The organism is Nocardia fusca NBRC 14340, from assembly GCF_001618425.1.
In the GTDB taxonomy this organism is placed as follows: domain Bacteria; phylum Actinomycetota; class Actinomycetes; order Mycobacteriales; family Mycobacteriaceae; genus Nocardia; species Nocardia fusca.
On sequence record NZ_BDCU01000027.1, the window covers coordinates 26,795 to 45,955 of the forward strand.

Below are 19,161 nucleotides of genomic sequence, written 5' to 3' on the forward strand. Positions count from 1 at the left end.
AGGCTTCCGTGTCGTGAGCACTCAGGGAGCATCCGCCATCGGCATCGCCAACGTGACCTCGGACGGGACCGTTCTGGACACCTGGTTCCCCAACCCGGAGCTGGGTGAGTTCGGTGACACCGGCACCGAACGCCTCGCCACGGCGCCCGCCGAATTCGCCGAGCTGGTGGGCCCGGACCCGGCCCGCGGCGTCGATGTCGTCGCGGTGCGCACCACCATCGCCGACCTGTCCGCCGCCCCGGTGGACGCTCACGATGTCTATCTGCGGCTGCACCTGCTCTCGCATCGCCTGGTCCGGCCGCACGGGGTGAGCCTGGAGGGCCAGTTCGCCCTGCTCAGCAATGTGGTGTGGACCAATCACGGCCCGGCGGCGGTCGAAGGATTCGAGATCACCCGTGCCAAATTGCGCGCTCGTGGCCCGGTCACGGTGTACAGCGTCGACAAGTTTCCGCGCATGGTCGACTACGTGGTCCCGTCCGGTGTCCGTATCGGTGACGCCGACCGGGTCCGGCTGGGCGCGCACCTCGCCGCCGGCACCACCGTGATGCACGAGGGCTTCGTGAACTTCAACGCCGGCACCCTGGGCACCTCCATGGTCGAGGGCCGGATCTCCGCCGGAGTGGTCGTCGGCGACGGCTCCGATATCGGCGGCGGCTCCTCTACCATGGGCACCCTTTCCGGCGGCGGCACCACCGTCATCTCGATCGGTGAGCGCTCACTGCTGGGTGCCAACTCCGGCCTGGGCATTCCGCTCGGCGACGACTGCGTGGTCGAGGCCGGTCTCTACCTCACCGCCGGCACCAAGGTCACCGCCCCGGACGGCACCGTGGTGAAGGCGGCCGAACTGAGCGGCAAGGACAACCTGCTGTTCCGCCGCAACTCGCGCACCGGAACCGTCGAGGTGGTGCCGCGCGCCGGGACCGGTATCGAACTCAACGAGGCCCTGCACGCCCACAACTAGGTCCGACGGGGGATCAGAGCCCGAAGGCGATCACGCGTTCGGGGTGGATGCGGATGAGTTCGCTCTCCTCCGGCCCGATGTAGGTGACCGTTTCGGTCAGCGCTTCCGCGGTGCCCCGGATCTCCAGGCACCGCACCCGCCACGGCTGGACCGAGGCGATATCGTCGACCACGAATGCCACCCGGTTGTTCCGCGCGAGATTGCGGAACTTCCGGGATCGGCCCATGTTCCAGCCGGCGATATCGATGGTGCCGAGTTCGGGGTTGTAGCGGAATCCGACCGGATTGTTCTGTGGTGCCCCGTCCGGCGCCACGGTGGCCAGCCGGCCGAGCCGCTGTCCGGCGAGGTAGTCGATATGGTCCCGGGTGAGCGTGGTTTTCATGACCAGAACATAAAACCGCAACTTAAGTTGAGGTCAATGGTCGAACCGTACTTCCGCGCCTGGCAACCGGCGAGCTGCCACATTGCGGGCCAAGCCCTGCCAGTACATTGGTTCGAGGATTCATTCGGCACGGGTCTGGAGGCGAGTGCGTAACGAACCGTGGCAGTCCGCCCCACGGTTAAAAACCGTATTGGGGCTGCCGCACGACAAGTGGCACCGATCTGGCCGGGCGAGTGGCTGGCCTGGAAGGATGTCAGCGTGCCCGAGCCCTACCCGACTGAGTTCCGCCGAGATGTCGTGCGATTCGCCCGCAACCGTGAGCCCGGGTGACGCCGGATGAGGTCGCCCGCGGATTTCGGATTGCATACAGTGACGCTGTCGTAATGGATGCTGCGTCGTGAGGCCGCATTTGAACGACATAGACGCCTGCCTGCTGGTGCGTACGGCGAGTTCGGTATTGCATGGGCATGCCGAGCCGGTTGCCCTTGATCCCTCGCTCGGCGAAACGGTCCAGGAGGCGGGCAGTAGCCTCGCCCAGGTATGCGGCCGCGATCGCAACGCGAAGACCGACTGAAAGACAGCGCAGGAGATGACTACCCTCGAGTCCCGTGACACCATCGAGCGGAGGGCGCACACCACCGGTGAGGGTTCCGGCGTCGTTGCCAAAAAAGGTTTTTCCGGCGCTTGGCGTCTCCTCCGCGAAGCAGTGGCAGCAGCCCTCGTTGCCTTGTGCGTGGCCAGTGGTGGACTCACCGCCTTTTCGCTGGTGCAGTGGCCCGCGTTCACCACTTCAAATGTCCTCCGGGCGCTGACTACGGTCGGCCAAGTTGCATCAGTGGCGCTATTGGTCGCCTCGGTCTTGATGCAAAGACGAGCCACGGAAACAGCTAGCTCGGGACAAGCCCCACGACGGACATGGGTGACGAAGCTACTGTCATGGGCTGGTGTGTCAGGCCTTGTTACGGCGACGTTGGCGATCCCTCTCGCCGCCACCAGGCTGTATATAGCCGGCCTGGAGCCCGAACAGCAGAAGCGCACGGGGCTTCTCACTGCGCTCAGCGACAGCCCTGGGCTTCGTGACAGCACATATCCCGACCTGCCGTCCGACACCGCCGCAGGATGGTTCTGGATCGGTGGGCGCCTCGCAAACTTGGCTGGCGTACCTGCTTGGGAGCTGTTCAAGCCATTTTCGGTGGTATCAATCGCAGTAGCAGCGGCCGTAGCCATGGTGTGGTGGACCAAGCTGGGACGATCGCTATGGATGACCGGAGCCGCAGTCGTTACCACGGTGGCAGCGGTAGTCGCCGCGGCCGATGATCCGCCAGCGGTGATCGCCCTGGTGATGCTCGGACCAGCGCTGGTTACCGCTTGGGGGGCAGTGCGGCCGCAACCCGTTCTGAGTGGCTGGGGTCCGGTCGTTCTGCTCGCTGCCAGCGCGGTCCTCTGCGCCGGTATCGATGAGCACTACTTCACGCTTCTGGCAGTCAGCCTCGTCGTGATGGTCGTGGCCTCTGTCGCAGCGGCTCGAATGCAGTCGCGGAAAGCGTTCCCGTCGCTCAAACCGTTGATCGTCGTGATGGCCGTCGTGGCTGTGTCGGGCGCCGTGATGTACGGCCCCTACCTGCTGGCTCTCATCACCACTCCAGCTTCGGAACGCACTGATATCGGCCTTTCCGCCAGCGAAAGAGCCCTCCCATGGCCAATTGATGTCTCCGCTCTCGGAGCGCTGGGTCTGGTAGGTTTGCTCTGGCTCGTGACTCGGGTCTACCGTGACCGATTTGCCCAGGCAATAGCTTTGGGTGTCGTCGCCACCTATGTTGGCTGGCTACTTTCCGTCCTCGCCGGTACCGCGGCCATGACGTCGCTGCAAGCCGAGCAGGCTCTGCGCGTGCTTCTCGCGGCGGCAGGAATATTCGCGTCCGGCGAGCTGGTACGTGAGCTCGCTTCCAGTATCCCTTCGATCCCGATCCAGCGCGTAGCGCTTGCCCTGGGCGTAATCGCAACGGTGGCAGTCGTGCAGGAGATACCCACCGACCTCCGGACGCCGATATCAGCGGCGTACACCGACACTGACGGTTACGGTGACCGGGCCGATGGTTACCCGCCCGCAGCCCCCACACATTTCGACCAGATAGACCAGGCCATACGTGCTGCTCGGCAAGGTCAACCTCGCGACCAGACCACAGTGCTCACCGGTGACTCGGCGTTCTTCGCGTACCATCCCTACCCGGGCTTCCTGAGCCAGAGCGATCGCTACTCCAACCGACTGGCCGACTACAACCGCCGCGTGCGTCAGCTATCTGCCTGGGCGAACCTTCCCAACAGCGAGTCTCTTGTCGACGAACTCGACGCCGGCCAATGGGACGCACCCGAGGTGTTTCTGCTCCGTGAAACACCCACGGACTACACCCTGCGGATAGCGCGCGATACCCAGCCCAGCGATCTCGCGACCAGGAGCTACACCACCATCCGATTCCCTCGAGCCGTGTTCGACAGCGACCATTTCACCACCACATCGGTGGGCCCCTTCGCGGTTATAGCCCGAAAATAACTGTTCAGCGCGACGATGAGTCCCATACTGCGGAGCTCTTCGCGACTGGCGCGCCAACTCGAGCCGGAGGCATCAACAACCGCCCGGGTTGCTGATCGATAGCAACCATCGATCGACGTCGATAATCGCTGGACATGATGCAAGGCAACGTCTTCATGGCTTGAGCATCAGGCCGTTGGGCCTGATGCGACACAGGGAGGACAGACCATGTTGATCAAATTGACCGTCGGCGCAGTGGTGGTGGCAGCCAGCATTCTCGGTGCTGGCGCTGCCGTGGCGACACCGGTGCCGGGACCCGACGCCAGCCAGACAGCTCTAGGGGGATCCAGTTCATTGCTCGCTTCGACATAAACAAGCCATACGAATCGGTGGAATTCCGCGACCGAACGTCATGTGAAGATGCTCGAGCGAAGGAGACCCGTGGTCCGAAGGAGGACCAGTGCACCTTCCACGGGGGTAGCAGCTCGAAGCCCTGGAGCTACTCGTACAACAAGTAACTCACCACCGCCTCACTGTCCGGTTGACACCAGCTGGTAGCGCAAGTGGGCGGGCAACCTGAATCCGGAGGTCCCGATCGCCAGCGGCGATCGGGACCTCTCGATTTTCGCGACCCCACAGCCTCGGCCGCAGTGACTGCACGGCCAATCCGAAGTTCGATTCCCTCGACGAGGCAATGCGGGCGCGCCCATCGCACCGCGGCCACGAACCCCCTCTGCCGCCGAATTCAGGGGCAATCGCCGACCTCCGACGACAGCTGAATATTCCGAAGTCCAGTGACCTCAGCTCGCTGGAGCGTCGGACGCCGCGGCGCCGATGGCGCCGCAGAGAGCTCAATCCAACTGATTCTTCTGAACCTTGCCCATGGCGTTTCGCGGGAGCGAGTCCACGAAGCGGATCTCGCGGGGCCGTTTGTGCACCGAGAGTTCCCCGGCCACGTGGTCGATGAGTTCCTGTTCGGCCGGCGCCGCCCCGCGCGGGACCACGAAGGCGACGATCCGCTGCCCCAGGTCCGCGTCGGCCGGACCCACAACGGCCACTTCGGCGACCGACGGATGGCCGAGCAGGGAGGTTTCCACCTCGCCCGCGCCGATCCGGTAGCCGCCGGATTTGATGAGGTCCACCGATTCGCGGCCCACGATCCGATGGAAACCGTCCGCGTCGATGGCGGCGACATCGCCGGTGCGGAACCATCCGTCCTCGGTCCAGCAATCGGCGGTGGCCTCGGGGCGGCCGTGATAGCCGTCGAAGAGCATCGGCCCGCGCACCTGGAGGCCGCCGATACCGGAGCCGTCGTGCGGTACCGGCTGTCCCGCCTCGTCCCGGAGCCGGGTCTCGACGCCGCGCACCGGTACGCCGACCCAACCGGGCCGGCGTTCGCCGTCCGCCCGGGCCGACAGGGTGATCATGGTTTCGCTCATGCCGTAGCGTTCGATGGGCCGATGCCCGGTGAGTTCGGCGAGCCGCTCGAACACCGGCACCGGCAGCGGGGCACTACCGGAGATCAACAGCCTGGCCGCGGCCAGCTCCGCGGCCGCGGCCGGATCCTCGGCGATCCGGGTCCAGACCGTCGGTACGCCGAAGTACATCGTGCCCGGTGCCGCCGCGTAGTTCGCGGGAGTCGGTTTCCCGGTGTGCACGAGCGGACTACCGACCCGCAGCGGCCCCAGCAGACCCAGGATCAACCCGTGCACATGGAACAGCGGCAGTCCGTGGACCAGCACATCGGCCGCGGTCCAGGCCCAGGCATCGGCGAGCGCGTCGAGTCCGGCGGCGATGGCCCGGCGGCTCAGCACCACACCTTTGGGAGCGCCGGTGGTGCCGGAGGTGTAGAGCACGAAAGCCGGTGCGCCCGGGTCGGGCTCGGGGTAGGTGTGCCAGGAGCGGGCGTGCCGCCGCACCGGAACCACCGGCAGGGCGGTGCCCTCCGGCGCTTCGCCGAGCCATGCCCGGGCGCCGGAATCGGCGAGCATGTGGTCGAGTTCGGCCGTTCCGGAATCGGGCGGTACCGGCACCACGGTGACTCCGGCGATCAGGCATCCCACCACCGCGAGCACGGTCGCCGTCGTCGGCCGGGCCAGCACGGCGACTCGTTCGGCGCGGGCGATACGTTCGGCCACCGAGGTGGCCGCCCCGAGCAGATCACTGCGGGACAGCGTGACACCGTCGATGGTCACGGCGTCCGGGATATCGGCGCCCGCGGCGACGGCGAGGGGGTCGAGGGAGCTGAGCAGACGGTGGCCGTAGGACATGCGCCCAAACTACTGCCCCGGCCTCGGCCGGCGGTCGGGCACCTGCCCCGGAAAATCCGGGAAATGCGCCGATAGGAGTTCACGTATTCGGCTCGCGGGAAATTCCGCACCCGACAGTGAAACTTTATCGATTCAAATCACACATACCACGACCGGGCTCCGAATCGCACGAGATCGAATTGTTCCGGCGTCGCTTGACACATATGGGCAGCGGCGAGAAGGTGAATCGTCAGCTTTCTCGAGCCCTCGAAACGGTGGCTTCCATGACCAGCACGCCCGCCGGAGGACCGCCCGTATCCGGCTCCGCCGATCGACGGGCCGATTCGGTGCAGGACGAGGATTTCGATTTCCGACCCTATATCGACGGCGCCGCGATACTCGGGGCCGCCGCCAATGTCATCATGCAGCTCGCCGTCCCCGGGGTCGGTTACGGAGTTCTGGAAAGCCCGGTCGACAGCGGGAAGCTGACATTGCATCCGGTGAAACGCACGCGCACCACACTCACCTATCTCGCGGTCGCACTGCTCGGCAGCCCCGCCGAGCGGGCCGCTTATCGGGCAGCCGTCGATACCTCGCATCGCCGGGTGCGCTCGACCACGCAGAGTCCGGTGCGGTACAACGCATTCGACCGCGATCTGCAACTGTGGGTGGCCGCCTGCCTGTACTGGGGCGCCCGCGATATCCGGGAGCGTATGCACGGCAAGGCGGACGCCGACCTGGAAGAGACGATCTATCGCCATTCCGCACGATTGGGCACCACCCTGCAGGTGCCGCCGGATGCCTGGCCGGCCGACCCGGCGGCCTTCGACAGCTACTGGACCGAAAACCTGGCCACGACCCGGATCGACCCACCGGTCCGGGACATGCTGAACGAGATCGTCGATCTGAGGATGTTCCCCCGCCCGGTCCGGCTCCTCGGCGGCCGCTTCAACCGATGGGTCACCGCGGGCCTCCTACCGCCACACCTGCGCACGGAGATGGGCATGGCCTGGTCGGCCGACGACGAGCGCCGGTTCGGGCGCATGCTCCGCGGACTGGGCCGGGTATCGGCGACGCTACCGGCACCGCTGCGCAGTTTCCCGATCCAGGCCTACCTGGTGGATTTCCGGATCCGCCGCAGGCTCGGACTGAAACTCGTCTGATTCGAATTCGCGGATATGAAAACGAGCCTGTCCGACATTCAGGATCCGGCGACCTGGCCCGGCACCCGGAACGAGACCGCCACATGATCACGCGCGTATCTGCGCACCGCGATATCGTCGTCCAGGGGGATAACCGTTTGCGGGGTCAGCGCCAGCGACAGCGCGGTCCGCGCGATCATTTCGGCCAGCGGCAGCGGATCGTATTCCGGCAATTTGCCTTCGCCCTGCAGACGGGTGATGAATTCGGCGACGTAATCGCGGCCCAATTCGATCACCGGGGCGCCCCGGGTGGTCAGATAGGGCAGCACGATCTCCGGTTCGGTGTTCAGCAGCCGATCCAGCAGCTGGTTACCGCGCAGACCGGCCAGGAACGCGACGAACAGTTCCACGATCTGGTCCTCGGCACCGGCGTCGCGCTCGATCTGCTGCTGCACCGCGGCGTCGACACCCTCGATGAAATCGCGGGTCTGCGCCAATCCGACCGCCTGGATCAAGTCCGATTTGCTGGAAAACCGCCGGTACAGTGTGGCCAGGGAGAGGCCGCCACGCCGGGCGACCTCGACCATACTCGTGCGCTTGATCCCGAAGTCGAGAAAAGCCTGCAACGCCGCGGACAGCACGGATTGATCTTGATCTCGGCGCGGTGTTCGGACCAGAGGCAACAATCGAGCCAGCGCACCCATCTCGGCACCTTCCCGCGCTCGGCGATGCAATGACACGGTAAGCATCGCACAATTGCGGGGGCGGTTGACGCAACATCGAGAGAATGAGATGGTTATCATATAATCTTCTCATAGGAAAGAGGTCACCGATGACCGCTCCCCGGCCCGCTCCGATGAACGATCCCGAACCCCAGCGGTTGTACGCACCCGACTTCGATATGAACGATCACATCATCGGAGTCACCGCGTTCCTGGGCGGCACCGCGAACGTCATCATGCAGCTGGGTTTGCGGCCGGTCGCCTACGGCGTGATGGAAAGCGACGTCAAGAGCGGCAACGTCATGGAGCATCCCTTCAAACGGCTCCGCACCACTCTCACCTATCTCGCCGTCGCCATGCTGGGCACCGACGAAGAACGCAACGCCTACCGGCTCGCGGTCAACACCTCCCACCGCCACATTCGCACCAAACCCACCAGCCCGGTGAAGTACAACGCCTTCGACCCGAAACTCCAGCTGTGGGTCGCCGCCTGCCTGTACTTCGGTTTCGTCGACCTGCTGGAGAAGGTCCAGGGCCCGATGGACGAGGCGACCGCCGACACCTTCTACGCCCACAGCATCCGGCTGGGCACCACCCTGCAGGTCCGACCGGAGATGTGGCCGGCCGATCGCGCCGCGTTCTGGCGGTTCTGGGAAGAGAATCTCGACGCCCTGGAAATCGACGACACCACCCGCGCCTACTTCAACGACCTCATCGACCTGAAGATGGTGGCGCGCCCGATCCAGTGGGTATCGGCACGATTCCACCGTTTCGTCGTCACCGGCTGCCTGCCGCCGCAGATCCGCGAGAAAATGCATCTCACCTGGACCGAAGGCAACCAGCGCTGGTTCGACCGCACCATGAAGCTCATCGGCGTGGGCCTGAAGATCCAGCCCCGGGTCCTACGCCAGTTCCCGATGAACTACTACCTATGGGATATGCGCCGCCGTATCCGCAAGGGCAAACCCCTGGTCTGAACTGTGTTTATTTGCGCGCCTCCGGCGCGCGGGTCGGGGCCCTGTGACCCCGATTCTTCCCTCCTCCGCTCAGTCGCTACGCTCCCTCGCTCCGTCGGTCCAGAATCGGGGGCGGGCCCCGACCATTGAGGCAGACCATCCGAAATAGACAGAAGGTGCACGCTGTCATGCGCCTCGACCGGCCTGGAGAGGCTCACATCACTGCCAGTGCTCAATGGTCACCGATCTATTGACGGACCAACGGCACACGCTCAGTCGCTGCGCTCCTTCGCTCTGTCGCTCCAGAACCGGGGGGCGGGCCCCGACCACTGAGGCCGACCATCCGGAGGAGACAGAGGGTGTATCACCGCCCGGCCAGCGCGCGGAGGAAGAACGCCAGGTTGGCGGGGCGTTCCGCGAGCCGGCGCATGAGATATCCGTACCACTGGTGCCCGTAGGGCAGGTACACCCGGACGAAATCCCCGCGGTCGGCGAGATGGAGCTGCTCGTCGGTGCGGACGCCGTACAGCATCTGGTATTCCAGCCGGCCGGGGCGACGGCCGGTGACCGTCGCGAGGTCGGCCGCCGCCGCGATGACCACCGGATCATGGGAGGCCACCAGGGGACGGCCCGCGCCGCGCATGAGCACCCGCAGGCAGCGCAGATAGGCGCGGTCCACATCCACACGTCGCTGGTAGGCCACGGTTTCCGGTTCCCGGTAGGCGCCCTTGCACAGGCGCACCCGGGCGCCCGCGTCGGCGAGGTCGCGGCAGTCGTCCTCGCTGCGGTACAGGTAGGCCTGGATCACCGTGCCCAGCCAGGGAAAATCCGGGCGGACCTGCCCGGTGGTGGCGAGGGTGGCGGCGGTGGTGGTGTGGTCTTCGGCGTCCACGGTCACCCATACCCCGGCCTCGGCCGCCTTGGTGCACACGGTGCGCAGGTTCTCGGTGGCGATCGCCGGGCCGTCGGCGCCCAGCGCCTGCCCGAGCGCGGACAATTTGACCGACACCTCCAGCGGCGCGGCGCCGGTGGGTACCTCGGTGGTGGGCAGGGCCGCCAGATCGTTGATCAATGCCAGATATTCGGCGACCGCGGCGTCGGCCTGCGCGCGGTCGGTGGTGTTCTCGCCCAGGTAGTCGACGCTCACCGCGCGCCCGCTCATCAATAGTGCGCGAGCCGCGGCGATGAGATCCGGCCGAGCTTCCCCGGGTACGAAGCGCTGGACCATCGCCGCGGTGGCCGGGCTCGTCGTAAGGGTTCGTTTCACCCGGTCCGACCCGGCGACGGCGAGGATCGCCGGACGCAGCGGGTTCACCGGGACTCCCCGCGGAGACGGAGTGGGACCGGGCGCCGCGCGGCGGGGCGGGGTGAGCCGTTCATCCCTGCTCCATGTGCGGGTAGCGGTGATCGGTGTGCGGGACGAAGGTTTCCTTCAGGGTGCGCGGGGCCACCCAGCGCAACAGGTTCAGCGGAGACCCCGCCTTGTCGTCGGTGCCCGAGGCCCGTGCGCCGCCGAAAGGCTGCTGCCCCACGACCGCGCCGGTGGGTTTGTCGTTCACATAGAAGTTGCCGGCCGCGAACCGCAACAGCTGGGCGGCCTCTTCCACGGCGTGCCGGTCCTGCGCGAAGACCGCGCCGGTCAGGGCGTACGGGGCGGTGGATTCCACCTCGGCCAAGATCGTCCGGTAGGCGTCGGGCTGGGAATCGTCGTACACGTACACCGACAGGATCGGGCCGAAGTATTCGGTGGCGAACGATTCGTCGCGTGGATCGTCGGCGAGCAGTACGGTCGGGCGGACGAACCACCCCTCGCTGTCGTCGTAGGTGCCACCCACCGGCACCTCCACCCCGGCGGACCGCGCCCGCTCGATCGCCCGCACGCTCTTGTCGTAGGCCCGCCGGTCGATCACCGCGCCACCGAAATTCGACAGATCCGCAATATCGCCGTAGCTCAGGCTCTCGGCGATACCGAGGAAATCGTCACCCATCTCCCGCCACAGCGAGCGCGGGAGGTAGGCACGCGAGGCGGCCGAACATTTCTGGCCCTGATACTCGTAGGCCCCGCGGATCATCGCCGTACACAATGCGGCAGGATCCGCCGACGGATGCGCGACGATGAAATCCTTGCCCCCGGTCTCCCCCACGATCCGCGGATACCCGTGATAACGCCCGATATTGGCGCCCACCCGGCTCCACAGATACTGGAACGTGGCGCCCGAGCCGGTGAAATGGATCCCCGCCAGGCGGGGGTCGGCCAGAGCGACCTCGGAGAGATCCCGCCCGTCACCGGTGACCATATTGATGACGCCGGGCGGCAGCCCGGCCGCCTCCAGCAGTTTCATCGTGTAATAAGCGGCCAGCGTCTGGGTGGGCGAGGGCTTCCACACCACCGTATTGCCCATGAGCGCGGGCGCGGTCGGCAGATTGCCGGCGATCGCGGTGAAATTGAACGGGGTGATCGCGTAGACGAACCCCTCCAGCGGGCGGTAGTCGAGCCGGTTCCACACCCCCGCGCTCGACTGCGGCTGCTGTGCCAGGATGCCCCGGGCGAAGGAGACATTGAATCGCCAGAAGTCGACCAGCTCGCACGGCGCGTCGATCTCGGCCTGAGCCACCGATTTCGACTGGCCCAACATGGTCGCCGCGGCGAGAGTCTCCCGCCACGGTCCGGCCAGCAGGTCCGCGGCCCGCAACAGCACCGCGGCACGTTCGTCGAACGGCAGCGCACGCCATCCGGGGGCGGCCGCGGTGGCGGCGTCGATCGCCGCGGCGGCTTCGGTGTGTGTGGTGTCGGTATAGGTCCCGAGTACCTGCCGGTGTCGATGCGGTGCGACGATCTCCCGTCGCGTGCCGATCCCCGGACGATGCTTGCCGCCGATGACCAGGGGGATCTCGGTGGTGCCGTCGGAGATATCGGCGAGCCTGCCGAGCAACCGTTCCCGCTCGGGGCTCCCGGGCGCGTAGGTGTGCACCGGCTCGTTACCGGGGGTGGGGACAACTGTGACAGCGTCCATACCCCAGGCTAGCGCCGCCCGCCCGGCCCTGCCCGAACTCGACGCGCGAATCTCTGCGGAGTCGTTACCGCACTGTCGCACAGCGGCGGGGAGAGCGTGGTCAGCCGCGTAGGCGCTGTGCGGCCGTTTCGATCCGCTCGTCGGTCGCGGTCAATGCGATACGCACGTGCTCGGCGCCCGCGGGACCGTAGAACTCCCCCGGAGCCGCCAGGATGCCGCGCTCGGCCAGCCACTCGAGCGTGGTCCGGCACGGTTCACCGCGAGTCGACCACAGATACAGCCCGGCCGCGGAATGGTCGATCCGGAACCCGGCATCCAGCAGCGCCGACCGCAGGATCTCGCGGCGGGCCCGATACCGCTGCCGCTGCACCGACTCGTGCGCGTCGTCGCCCAGCGCCACCGCCATCGCCGCCTGGATCGGGAAGGGCACCATCATGCCGGAATGCTTGCGCACCTCCAGCAACTCGGCCACCAGCTCCGGATCACCGGCCACGAACCCGGCCCGGTAACTCGCCAGATTCGACGTCTTCGACAGTGAATGCACCGCCAGCAAGCCGGTGTGATCTCCGTCGCAGACCCGCGGGTCGAGAATCGATACGGCGGGTTCTTCCCAGGCCAGCCCCAGGTAGCACTCGTCGGACGCGACGATCACCCCGCGCTCGCGCGCGAAGGTAACCACCTTCCGCAGATGCTCCACACCCAGCACCTTGCCGGTCGGGTTGGACGGTGAGTTGAGATAGATGAGCGCCGGAGTCTCCGGGCCCAGCCGGGTGAGCCCGTCGGCGCGCAGAATCCGGGCCCCGGCGAGCAGTCCGCCCACCTCGTACGTCGGATAGGCGACCTCGGGGATCACCACCAGATCCGCGGGCCCCAGCCCGAGCAGCCGCGGCAACCCCGCGATCAGCTCCTTGGTGCCGATCACCGGCAGCACCGCCGCCTCGGGCACCCCGGTGATACCGAAACGCCGGGTCAGCGCGGCCACCGCGGCGGCACGCAACTCCGGCGTGCCGTGCGTGGTCGGATAACCGGGTACCTCGGCGACCGAACTCAACGCCGCGCGGATCAGCGGGTCGACCGGATCGACCGGCGTACCCACCGACAGATCGACGAGTCCGCCCGGATGCGCGGCCGCCCGCGCCTTCACCTCGGCGATGGTGTCCCAGGGGAAATCGGGCAGGACCGCACTCACCCGGCGACGTTCGGTTACCTCGGTGCTCATCGTGCGAATGCTCTACTCGCCCGCCATGGGCGGCAGCTCTTTGATGAACGCCGGATCGGAATCGACCTTGCCCAGCTTGGTGGCACCGCCCGGCGAGCCCAGCTCGTCGAAGAAGTCGACGTTGGCGTTGACGTACCCGCTCCACTGATCGGGCGTGTCGTCCTCGTAGAAGATCGCCTCCACCGGGCAGACCGGCTCACACGCACCACAGTCAACGCATTCGTCGGGATGGATGTAGAGCATGCGACCGCCCTCGTAGATGCAGTCCACAGGGCATTCTTCGATGCATGCCTTGTCCTTCACGTCAACGCACGGTTCGGCGATGATGTACGTCACTCCCGCTCCTAAGTCTTCCTTCTCCGGGTAACTGCGCCCGCACACAAGTATCCCTGGCGCCCCACAGGCTACGCCTGGTGAGCCTGCCCTAATACTCGACGCCGGCTCCGGCGTCGCCTGGTCGGAGCTTCGTGGCCCCGGTATTCCACTACTGCGCTGGGTCGCTGCGCGCCTTCAGTCGAGGGCCACGCGCCTAGACGAGTTCCAGGCCGGGGGCTGCCGCACTCCGCTGGGGTGGAACCCCGTACGTGGTGGTGCGCTCCCGGACCGGCCGGCCGATACCCTCGGCGATCTCTGTGAGTTCGGCCACCGTCTTCGCCGACCCGTGCTGCGAACCCGCCATCCGGGAGATGGTCTCCTCCATGAGGGTACCGCCGAGGTCGTTGGCGCCGCTGCGCAACATCACCCGGGTGCCCGTGGTGCCGAGTTTCACCCAGCTGGTCTGGATGTTGTCGATCCGGCCGTGCAGCATGATCCGGGCCAGAGCGTGCGCGGCGCGATTGTCGCGGTTGGTGGGGCCCGGACGGGAGGCGCCGGCCAGGTAGAGCGGGGCGCTCTGATGCACGAACGGGAGCAGGACGAATTCGGTGAAACCGCCGGTCTCGTCCTGGATACCGCGCAACACCCGCAGGTGCCCGACCCAGTGGCTGGGGTTGTCGACGTGCCCGTACATCATGGTCGAACTCGACCGGATGCCGACCTGATGGGCGGTGGTGACCACATCGATCCAGGCGGAGGCGGGCAATTTCCCCTTGGTCAGCACCCAGCGGACCTCGTCGTCGAGGATCTCGGCGGCCGTACCGGGGATAGTGCCCAGCCCGGCTTCGCGCAGCGCGGTCAGCCAATCGCGGACGCTTTCACCACCGCGCGAGGCGCCGTTGACGATCTCCATCGGACTGAAGGCGTGGACGTGCATGGACGGCACCCGCGCCTTCACCGCCCGCACCAGATCGGCGTAGCCGGTGACGGGCAGGTCGGGGTCGATACCCCCCTGCATGCAGACCTCGGTCGCGCCGTCGACGTAGGCCTCCCAGGCCCGGTCGGCGACCTCGCCGGTGCTGAGCGTGAAGGCGTCGGCGTCACCCTTGCGCTGCGCGAACGCGCAGAACCGGCAGCCCGTGTAGCAGATATTGGTGAAGTTGATATTGCGGTTCACCACATAGGTGACGTCGTCGCCGCAGACATCGCGGCGCAACTGGTCCGCGAGACCCGCGACGGCTTCCAGATCGGGTCCGTCGGCGGTGGCCAGCGCCAGGTACTGGGCATCGCTGAGGCCGGCCGGATCCCGTTCCGCGGCACGCAGCGCGTCCAGTACGTCGGCGTCCAGCCGCTGGGGCGCGGCGGCGAGATCGCGGACCTGTTCGCGGATGGTGTCCCAGTCGCCGAACGCGTTGTCGATATCGCTGCGGGTATCGGTATTGCGCCCGGTGGTATCGATCTCGGTGTTCAGATCGGTACGACCCGCCGACTCCCAGGACTCATCGGGTTCCTGCCAGGGCAGACCCACCGGGAGCGCGCCGGCCTTCGCCAGCCCGGTCTCGGCGTCGGTCAGGGCCGCGACATGCGCGCCGATCCGCGGATCGATCCACGGGTTGCCCGCCCGCACGTATTTGGGATGCGCCGACGTGCGTTCCACCAGTTCGAAACCGGCGGCCGCGGTGATCTCGGCCAGCGTGTCCAGGTTGGGCCAGGGCCGCTCGGGATTCACATGGTCAGGGGTGACCGGCGAGACGCCGCCCCAGTCATCGATCCCGGCTTCCAGCAGGGCCCGGCACTCCGCCTCGGACACCAGGTTCGGCGGCGCCTGCACCGAGACGTCGGGTCCGAGCAGCAGGCGGGTCACCGCGATGGTGGCCAGGAACTCCGTGAAGTCCGCGTCGGGCGCGTGCCGCATGGCGGTGTCGTCCTTGGCCCGGAAGTTCTGCACGATCACTTCCTGGATATGACCGAACGCCTTGTGCTGCTTGCGGATCGCGGCGATCGTATCGGCCCGCTCCGCCATGTTCTCGCCGATACCCACCAGGACACCGGTGGTGTAGGGCACCGAGAGCCGGCCCGCGTCGGTGATGGCACGCAGTCGAACCGCGGGATCCTTGTCGGGGCTGCCGTAATGGCAGTTACCCTTCTCCGTGAACAGCCGGGTCGCGGTGGTCTCGAGCATCATGCCCATCGACTGCGCCACCGGTTTCAGCCGCGAGATCTCCTCCCACGACATGACCCCGGGGTTGAGATGCGGCAGCAGTCCGGTCTCCTCGAGCACCAGGATCGACACCGCACGCAGATAGTCGAGGGTGGAATCGTAGCCGCGTTCGTCCAGCCACTGCGCGGCCTCGGGCCAGCGGGCCTCGGGGCGGTCGCCGAGGGTGAACAGCGCTTCCTTACAGCCCAGTTCGGCACCCCGGCGCGCGATATCGAGCACCTCGTCGGGTTCCAGGAACATCCCGCGACCCTGTGCCCGCAACTTGCCCGGCACCGTCACGAAGGTGCAGTAGTGGCAGGTATCGCGGCACAGATGGGTCAGCGGAATGAAAACATTGCGCGAATAGGTGATCGTGGCGGGCCGTCCGGCCGAGGCCAGCCCGGCGTCGCGTACCCGGGCCGCACTGCGGCACAGGTCGGCGAGGTCGTCGCCGCGCGCGTGCAGCAGCACCGTGGCCTCGTCGACGTTCAGCGTGACCCCGTCACGTGCCCGGCGCAGCGCCCGGCGCATGGCGGACGGGGGCGGCACGGGGGTCGGGACGGTTGGTTCGGGTAGTTCGGTCACGCCCTCGATCATGCGGCACACATCCGGAACTGTCTCCTCCCAGGTCGTTGAGCGTTCACAACCGCGCTGCGTCTCGGGCTATTCCGTGCAGGTCGGGGCTGTGTTGATGGCGGCGCCTCCGGCGCCGCGGGTCGGGGCCCTGTGACCCCGATTCTTCCCTCCTCCGCTCAGTCGCTGCGCTCCCTCGCTCCGTCGGTCCAGAATCGGGGGCGGGCCCCGACCACTGAGGTAGACCCTCCGGAAAAGACAGAAGGTGCATGCTGCCGTGCACCTCGACCAGCCTGAGGAGGCTCACGTCACTGTCAGTGCTCAATGATCGCCATTCTCTGGACGGTCGACTGCACACGCTCAGTCGCTGCGCTCTCCCTCGCTCCGTCGCTCCAGAACCGGGGGCGGGCCCCGACCGTGGAGGTAGCCCATCCGGAAGAGACAGAAGTGCATGCTGCCGTGCGCCTCGACCAGCCTGAGGAGGCTCACAGCCCTGTAAGTGCTCAATGGTCACCGACCCATGAACGGTGGACTGCACACGCTCAGTCGCTGCGCTCCTTCGCTCTGTCGCTCCAGAACCGGGGGCGGGCCCCGACCACCGATGTCGACCATCCGGCGGGGCCGGAAGGACAGACGGGAGAGCATGTGCCTCGGCAAACCTGGGTAGGCCCACATCACTGTAAGTGCTCAATGGTCGCCGACCTATGGAGGGCCAACCGCACACCGCGCCGTGCGACGATGAATATATGTCGCCGGACAGCCCGCCGCGGTCCCCCAACGTTCTGGCCGATCCGTCGTGGCGGCCCAGTCCGCGCGCGAAGACGCTGTGGACCGTGCAGATCGCGCTGTCGTGGCTCGGCGTATTCGCCGTGCTGCTCGGGTGGGTCGTCGTCGACCCCGATCGCCGGATCTGGCAGGCGGCGGTGGCGGTGGTCGCGGTACCGATGGCCACGCTCACCGCGATCGCAGTGCCCCGGTGGCGGTATCGGGTCCACCGCTGGGAGGTGACCGACGACGCCGTCTACTCCCGATCGGGCTGGCTCACCCAGGAGAGCCGGGTCGCGCCGATCTCCCGGGTGCAGACCGTGGACACCGAACGCGGCCCGCTGGAACGCATCCTCGACCTGTCGACGGTCACGGTGACCACGGCCTCGTCCGCGGGTGCGGTGCACATCAGCCTGCTGGACCGCGCGGTGGCCGAGCAGACGGTGACCCGGTTGACCGAGACCGCGGCACGTCACCGCGGGGACGCCACATGACGGAACCGCGTCCGGCGAACGGGCCCGGCCCGGCCACCGAGCCGGAGACCCTCGTTCCCGGCGACGACGAGCCGTGGCTACACGTGGATCGCCGGATGCTGCTGGTCCATCCGATCCAGGAGATCGTGAAGTTCCTGCCCGCCGTGATCGGCGCGGTCGTCCTGGGTGTCAGTTCCGGTAACCCGCTCTACAGCCTCCTGGGCCTGGTATTCGTGGTCCCGTACGCACTCACCCTGTGGTTCACCACCACCTACCGGGTCGGACCGACCCATGTCGAACTGCGCACCGGCTTGATCAGGCGGAAACGGCTGGCGGTGCCGCGGGCGCGAATCCGGTCGGTGGATATCGAGGCCGACCCGCTGCACCGGATCCTGGGCCTGGCCGTGGTGGTGATCGGCACCGGCCAGGAAGCCGAGGCCGGCGACCGATTCAGGCTGGACGCACTCGCCGCCGGACACGTCCGGCCGCTGCGCGCCGAACTGCTGGCCCACACCCGCACCCTGCCTACCGCTGCCGACGATCCCACTCCGGCCCGCCTCCCCGCCGCCGGCCCGGACACCGGGCCGGAGGCCCCCGCGGCCGAGCGGGGTGCGGAGATCGGTCACTGGCAGCCGGGCTGGGTCCGGTACGCGCCGCTGTCGCTGACCGGTTTCGCGCTCGCCGCCTCGGCACTCGGCCTGGCCGCTCAGTTCGGATTCGGTGCCGCCGAGATCCGTATCGGCCACGGCACCGTCGACACCGTGCGTGGTTTCGGGGTGCTGTCGCTGTTCCTGGCCGGCCTCGCGGCGCTGCTCGCCCTGGTGGTCGTCGTCAGCGTGGCGGCGTGCGCGCACTACCTCGCCACGTACTACGGACTCCGCGTCACCGATCACGGCAGCACTTTGCAGATCCGCCGCGGACTGTTCACGCTGCGCCGGATCACCCTCGACACCGCGCGATTGCGCGGCGCCACCATCCGCGAACCACTCCTGCTGCGTCTCGCCGGGGCCGCGCAACTGGAAGCCGTGATGACCGGTGAGAATCCGCGCCAGAAGATCCTGCCGCAATCCCCCCGCGCGGCGGTCGAACGAACCCTGGCCCGGCTGCTGAGTCCACGGAACGCGAACGCCGCCGCGACAGCGGCACGACTGGCCGCCCTCGCCGATATCCCGTTGACCGGGCACGGTCCGGCCGCCCGGCGCCGCCGATATGTCCGGGCCTGCTGGCCCGTTCCGCTCACCGCGGTGGCCCTGCTCCTCGCGACCGCGGCGGACTGGCAGGTCACGGTGTGGTGGTGGCTGCTGCCGGCCGGCCTGGCCCCGGTCGGCGCACTGCTCGCCGAGGACCGCTACCGCGGCCTCGGTCACGCGGTCGTCCCCGCCACCGCCGGCTCCCCCACCTGGCTGGTCGTCCGTTCCGGCTCCCTCGACCGCGAACGCACCTGTCTCGAAGCACCGGGCATCATCGGCTGGACTGTGCGGCAGACCTTCTGGCAGCGCCGAGCCGGCCTGGCCACGGTCGGCGCCGCCACGGCAGCGGGTAAGAAGCTCTACCTCGTCCACGACATACCGCAGGATCGCGCCTGGGCGGTGATGGATCGCGTCGCCGCCGGCGTCACGCGGCGAGCCCCGGCCATGGACGCCCACCATCCGGAATAGAC

General features: G+C 67.4%; 15 protein-coding genes. 7 read left to right on the forward strand and 8 right to left on the reverse strand.

Features of this window, described 5'->3' with window-relative positions:
- Positions 1–13: 13 nt before the first annotated feature.
- Positions 14–961, forward strand: a complete 948-nt coding sequence (gene dapD, locus NF4_RS15725) for a 2,3,4,5-tetrahydropyridine-2,6-dicarboxylate N-succinyltransferase (RefSeq protein ID WP_063128089.1) — start codon at positions 14–16, stop codon at positions 959–961.
- A gap of 13 nt (positions 962–974) precedes the next feature.
- On the opposite strand, the gene NF4_RS15730 is transcribed toward dapD, so the two are convergent.
- Positions 975–1,343, reverse strand: a complete 369-nt coding sequence (locus tag NF4_RS15730; protein WP_063128301.1) for a PPOX class F420-dependent oxidoreductase — start codon at positions 1,341–1,343, stop codon at positions 975–977.
- A 397-nt stretch (positions 1,344–1,740) separates the two neighbouring features.
- Here NF4_RS15730 and NF4_RS37785 point away from each other — a divergent pair, with 397 nt between their 5' ends.
- Both NF4_RS37785 and NF4_RS15735 read left to right on the forward strand, forming a co-directional pair.
- The gene (locus NF4_RS37785; protein ID WP_157120346.1) at positions 1,741–1,917 is read left to right on the forward strand and encodes a hypothetical protein; all 177 of its coding nucleotides are present in this window, start codon (positions 1,741–1,743) and stop codon (positions 1,915–1,917) included.
- A 15-nt stretch (positions 1,918–1,932) separates the two neighbouring features.
- Positions 1,933–3,894 carry an arabinofuranosyltransferase gene (locus tag NF4_RS15735; RefSeq protein ID WP_084533152.1) on the forward strand — a complete coding sequence of 654 codons (1,962 nt, stop codon included), beginning with the start codon at positions 1,933–1,935 and terminating at the stop codon, positions 3,892–3,894.
- Between the two features lie 830 nt (positions 3,895–4,724).
- Here NF4_RS15735 and NF4_RS15740 read toward each other — a convergent pair.
- The gene (locus tag NF4_RS15740; RefSeq protein WP_063128091.1) at positions 4,725–6,143 is read right to left on the reverse strand and encodes an acyl-CoA synthetase; all 1,419 of its coding nucleotides are present in this window, start codon (positions 6,141–6,143) and stop codon (positions 4,725–4,727) included.
- Positions 6,144–6,406: 263 nt separating this feature from the next.
- Here NF4_RS15740 and NF4_RS15745 point away from each other — a divergent pair, with 263 nt between their 5' ends.
- A complete protein-coding gene (locus NF4_RS15745; RefSeq protein ID WP_084533180.1) occupies positions 6,407–7,285 on the forward strand; it encodes an oxygenase MpaB family protein in 879 nt (292 codons plus the stop codon).
- A 38-nt stretch (positions 7,286–7,323) separates the two neighbouring features.
- On the opposite strand, the gene NF4_RS15750 is transcribed toward NF4_RS15745, so the two are convergent.
- Positions 7,324–7,968: a TetR/AcrR family transcriptional regulator gene (locus NF4_RS15750; RefSeq protein WP_063128092.1), complete on the reverse strand. Its 645-nt coding sequence runs from the start codon at positions 7,966–7,968 to the stop codon at positions 7,324–7,326.
- Positions 7,969–8,096: 128 nt separating this feature from the next.
- Here NF4_RS15750 and NF4_RS15755 point away from each other — a divergent pair, with 128 nt between their 5' ends.
- A complete protein-coding gene (locus NF4_RS15755) occupies positions 8,097–8,963 on the forward strand; it encodes an oxygenase MpaB family protein (protein ID WP_084533153.1) in 867 nt (288 codons plus the stop codon).
- A gap of 343 nt (positions 8,964–9,306) precedes the next feature.
- On the opposite strand, the gene NF4_RS15760 is transcribed toward NF4_RS15755, so the two are convergent.
- The 5 genes from NF4_RS15760 to NF4_RS15780 form a co-directional block, all read right to left on the reverse strand.
- Positions 9,307–10,257: a proline dehydrogenase family protein gene (locus NF4_RS15760; RefSeq protein ID WP_063128094.1), complete on the reverse strand. Its 951-nt coding sequence runs from the start codon at positions 10,255–10,257 to the stop codon at positions 9,307–9,309.
- A 61-nt stretch (positions 10,258–10,318) separates the two neighbouring features.
- Positions 10,319–11,956 carry an L-glutamate gamma-semialdehyde dehydrogenase gene (gene pruA / locus NF4_RS15765; protein ID WP_063128095.1) on the reverse strand — a complete coding sequence of 546 codons (1,638 nt, stop codon included), beginning with the start codon at positions 11,954–11,956 and terminating at the stop codon, positions 10,319–10,321.
- Between the two features lie 100 nt (positions 11,957–12,056).
- Positions 12,057–13,175, reverse strand: a complete 1,119-nt coding sequence (dapC, locus tag NF4_RS15770; protein ID WP_198165344.1) for a succinyldiaminopimelate transaminase — start codon at positions 13,173–13,175, stop codon at positions 12,057–12,059.
- A gap of 12 nt (positions 13,176–13,187) precedes the next feature.
- Positions 13,188–13,511: a ferredoxin gene (gene fdxA / locus NF4_RS15775; RefSeq protein WP_030522084.1), complete on the reverse strand. Its 324-nt coding sequence runs from the start codon at positions 13,509–13,511 to the stop codon at positions 13,188–13,190.
- A gap of 193 nt (positions 13,512–13,704) precedes the next feature.
- Complete coding sequence (locus NF4_RS15780; protein ID WP_063128096.1) at positions 13,705–16,287, reverse strand: bifunctional FO biosynthesis protein CofGH; 2,583 nt, start codon at positions 16,285–16,287, stop codon at positions 13,705–13,707.
- A 722-nt stretch (positions 16,288–17,009) separates the two neighbouring features.
- Here NF4_RS15780 and NF4_RS15785 point away from each other — a divergent pair.
- Both NF4_RS15785 and NF4_RS15790 read left to right on the forward strand, forming a co-directional pair.
- A complete protein-coding gene (locus NF4_RS15785; RefSeq protein ID WP_063128304.1) occupies positions 17,010–17,522 on the forward strand; it encodes a PH domain-containing protein in 513 nt (170 codons plus the stop codon).
- The gene (locus tag NF4_RS15790; protein WP_063128097.1) at positions 17,519–19,159 is read left to right on the forward strand and encodes a PH domain-containing protein; all 1,641 of its coding nucleotides are present in this window, start codon (positions 17,519–17,521) and stop codon (positions 19,157–19,159) included. The genes NF4_RS15785 and NF4_RS15790 overlap by 4 nt, the downstream gene beginning before the upstream one ends.
- The last annotated feature ends 2 nt before the right edge of the window (positions 19,160–19,161 follow it).